At 70.4% G+C, this 3,729-nt stretch carries 1 protein-coding gene; it reads left to right on the top strand.

Features of this window, described 5'->3' with window-relative positions; translation table 11 throughout:
- On the top strand, positions 1 to 3,705 hold a 3,705-nt coding region (locus MWN33_RS18955), incomplete at its 5' end, for an autotransporter domain-containing protein (protein WP_247202617.1).
- Positions 3,706 to 3,729 lie beyond the last annotated feature (24 nt).

Here is a 3,729-nt window from a genome sequence, read left to right as displayed (position 1 = left end):
GCCACCAGCTTCGATGCCGCCTCGACCATCCAGGTCGACGGCACCGATGTGCTGACCTGGAACAGCGTGATCTCCGGCGCGGGCGGCCTCGCCAAGACCGGCACCGGCACGCTCAAGCTGGGCGCCGACAACAGCGCCTACGCCGGCGACGTTTCTCTGTCGGGCGGCACGCTGGCGCTGACCAACAAGAACGGCATCGGCATCGGCAACGATGTCGCCACCGCGGCCGGCACCATCTTCGATCTGACCGGCGTCGAGGCGGGCAATCCCGGCACCGGCGCCGGCATCGTGCAGATCGGCGCGCTCACGGGCGCCGGCCAGGTCAATCTCGGCGACAGCTTCCTCGTCTCGACCGTCGGTGCCGGCCAGAGCGCGGCCTTCTCCGGCACGCTGGTCTCCGACGGCTGGGCCTATGATTCCGTCTATGGCCGCTTCTACAAGGCGGGCGCCGGCGATCTGGTGATCAACGGCTCCACCATGGAGCGGGGCGAAGCGACCATCATCGAAGGCTCGATGACGCAGAGCGCGGGCGATTCCGCGTGGTCGAACATCAATGTCGGCGGCGATGGCGGCAGCGGCCAGCTCAATGTGTCGGGCGGCACGCTGACGCTCAATGTCGGCCTGCGCGTGGGCGATTTCGGCGGCACCGGCACGGTCAACCAGACCGGCGGCACGGTGCAGCTGGAGCAGAGCTGCGACGACGACGACAGCTGCGCCTCGCTCAACATCGGCAACCAGGGCGGCACCGGCGTCTACAACATCAGCGGCGGCTCCCTGCTGCTGGGCGGCGGCAGCCATTCCATCGGCCGCAATGCCGGCAGCCGGCCGGCCAGCAGCGGCACGCTGAACATCAGCGGCACCGGCCTCGTCGAACTCTCGCCCGACATCAGCGACGGTTTCCTTGTGATCGGCGACCGCGATCCCGGCACCCAGCCCAACAGCACCGGCGTGATCAACCAGACCGGCGGCACGCTGCGCATCGCCGGCTCGCGCTTCTATCTCGGCGGCTATGGCGCGGGCACCTACAACCTGAACGGCGGCACGCTGGAGATCGGCGGGTCGAGCCTGCTCGGCCTCTATGGCGGCGGCGGCAACACCACCGGCACCTACGACTTCAACCTTGGCGGTGGGACGATCAAGGTGATCGGCAGCAGCCTTACCACCTCGGTGGATGCGGAGCTGACGGGTTCGTCGGTCTCGAGCATCGACACCAACGGCTTCGACGCCACGTGGGACGGGGAGTTTTCAGGCACCGGCTCGCTGCGCAAGAGCGGGGAGGGCACGCTCTTCCTGACCGGGCCGAACAGCTACAGCGGCGACACTTATCTCGCCGGCGGCAAGGTGAGCGCGGCCGAGGGCGCGCTGGGCACCGGCCAGCGCATCGTGGTCGAGGCCAGCAGCACCCTCGCCTTCGGCGACGCCGACGGCACGACGCTCAGCCAGAATATCGGCCTGGCGGCGGGCGCGGTGGCCACCTTCGAGATCGGGGCCGGGGCCACCGGCACGCTCGCCGGCCAGCTCGCCGGCCAGGGCGGCGTCACCAAGACGGGCGAGGGCACGCTGGTGCTCGACCGCACCGGGGTGACGGACGAAGGGCTGTTCAACAATTACAGCGGCGCGACGGTGGTCGAGGACGGCGTGCTGCGCATCGCCAGCAGCGGCGCGCTGTCGACGAAGACGGCGGTGACGGTCTGGGACGGGGCGATCTTCGAGGTGTCCGGCGCCGGCGTCACGCAGGACGTCGAATCGCTCGACGGCGACGGCAGCGTCGCCATCGCGGGCGAGGGCGCGACGCTGAACGTGACCTCCATGTCGGGCAGCGCCACCGTCACGGTCGGGGCGGGCGCGGAGCTTGCGGTCGGCGCGCTGTCGGGGGCCGGCACCATCAACCTGAACGACCCGACCGCCTCTGCCGTGGTCGGCGGCAGCGGCCAGGACACCACCTTCTCCGGCACGCTGAGCGGCAGCGGCAGCTTCGTGAAGGAGGGTTCGAGCGTGCTCGTCATCGACGCGAGCGCGGATACGTCGGGCTTTACCGGCCCGACCGCGGTCTCCAGCGGCAAGCTCGTGCTCAACGGCTCGCTGGAGAACTCCGAGGTCTCGGTCGGGGCGGGCGGCGCACTGGGCGGCAACGGCAAGGCAAAGACCGTGACGCTGGCCGGCGGGGCCAGCGTCGGCCCGGGCAACTCGCCGGGCACCTTCACCGCCGGCGAGTTCACCTTCGGGGCCGGCTCCTTCTACAATGCCGAGTTCGGCTTCGACGGCTCGGGCAATCCGGTCAGCGACAACATCCTGATCACCACGGTCGCCGCCACCTCCGGCAATGCGGTGATCGAGGAGGGCGCGATCCTGTCGCTGGACGTCTCGGAGGGCGTGCGGATCGGGCATGACTACGAGATCATCAGCATCGAATCGAGCGGTTCCGTCGTGCAGACGGACGGCGCGCAGTTCGACCTGCGCTACGACGCCCCGCTGCTGCTCGCCAGCGTCGCCTATGAGGCCGATGCCGTCACCGTGAGCTTCTCGGGCATCGCGGCGCCGTGGTCGACGCGGCTGGCGACGCGCAACCAGGGCGCCACGGCCAATGCCGTGCAGTCGATGGGTCCGGACAGCCCGCTCTTCGATTCGACGGTGATCCTCGGCGCGGGCCAGCTCGGCCCGGCCTTCGACCTTCTCTCGGGCGAGATCGGGGCGTCGGCGAAGACGGTGCTGGTGAACGACAGCCAGTTCCTGCGCAGCGCGGTGCTCGACCGCCTGGCCAGCGCCGAAAATCCCGGCGCCGCCGGCGGCATCGCCGTCGCCCCGCTCGCCTATGGCGCGCCCGCCACGCCGGCGGCGGCCTCGCCCTTCCCGGTGAAGGCCGAGCCGGCCCCGGTGCAGGCGCCCTCCAGCGCGGTCTGGGCGCAGGCCTTCGGCTCCTGGGGCTCGACCGACGGCAACGCCAACGCCGCCGCGCTCGACCGCAACACCGGCGGCTTCTTCATCGGCGCCGACACGCTGTTCAACGGCTGGCGCATCGGCGCGCTGGGCGGCTACAGCCAGACCAGCTTCGACGTCGACGCCCGCGCCTCCAGCGGCGACAGCGACAACTACCATGCCGGCCTCTATGCCGGCACGAACTGGGGCGCGGTGAACTTCCGCAGCGGCGCGTCCTACAGCTGGAACAACGTCTCCACCACGCGCTACGCCTCGCTGCCTCTGCCCGAGACACTGAAGGCCGACTACAGCGCCGGCACGGCGCAGGCCTTCGGCGAGCTGGGCTACGGCATGACGCTGGGGGCGGCGAATGTCGAGCCCTTCGTCGGCCTCGCCTATGTGAATCTGGGCACCGACGCCTATACCGAGACCGGCGGCCTGGCGGGGCTGCACGCGCCGAGCTCCAGCATGGCGACGACCTATTCGACGCTGGGCCTGCGGGCCTCGACGGCGGTCGACCTCGGCACCACGGTGGCGACGCTCAAGGGCCTGCTGGGCTGGCGCCACGCCTTCGGCGACGTGGAGTCGCTGGCGACCTACAGCTTCGCGACGGGCAGCGCGCCCTTCACGGTGGAGGGCGTGCCGATCGCGCAGGATTCGCTGCTGGTCGATGTGGGGATGAACGTGGCGGTGAGCGCCTTCGTCAATCTCGGCCTCGCCTATAATGGCGAATTCGGCGACGGCGCCACCGACCAGGCCGTCCGCGGAACCCTCGACTGGAAGTTCTGACAGGCAGCCGGCGCAAAAGGGCCG

It is taken from the genome of Ancylobacter koreensis (assembly GCF_023016525.1).
Classification (GTDB): Bacteria; Pseudomonadota; Alphaproteobacteria; order Rhizobiales; family Xanthobacteraceae; genus Ancylobacter; species Ancylobacter koreensis.
This window is presented reverse-complemented; position numbering and strand designations above follow the sequence as displayed.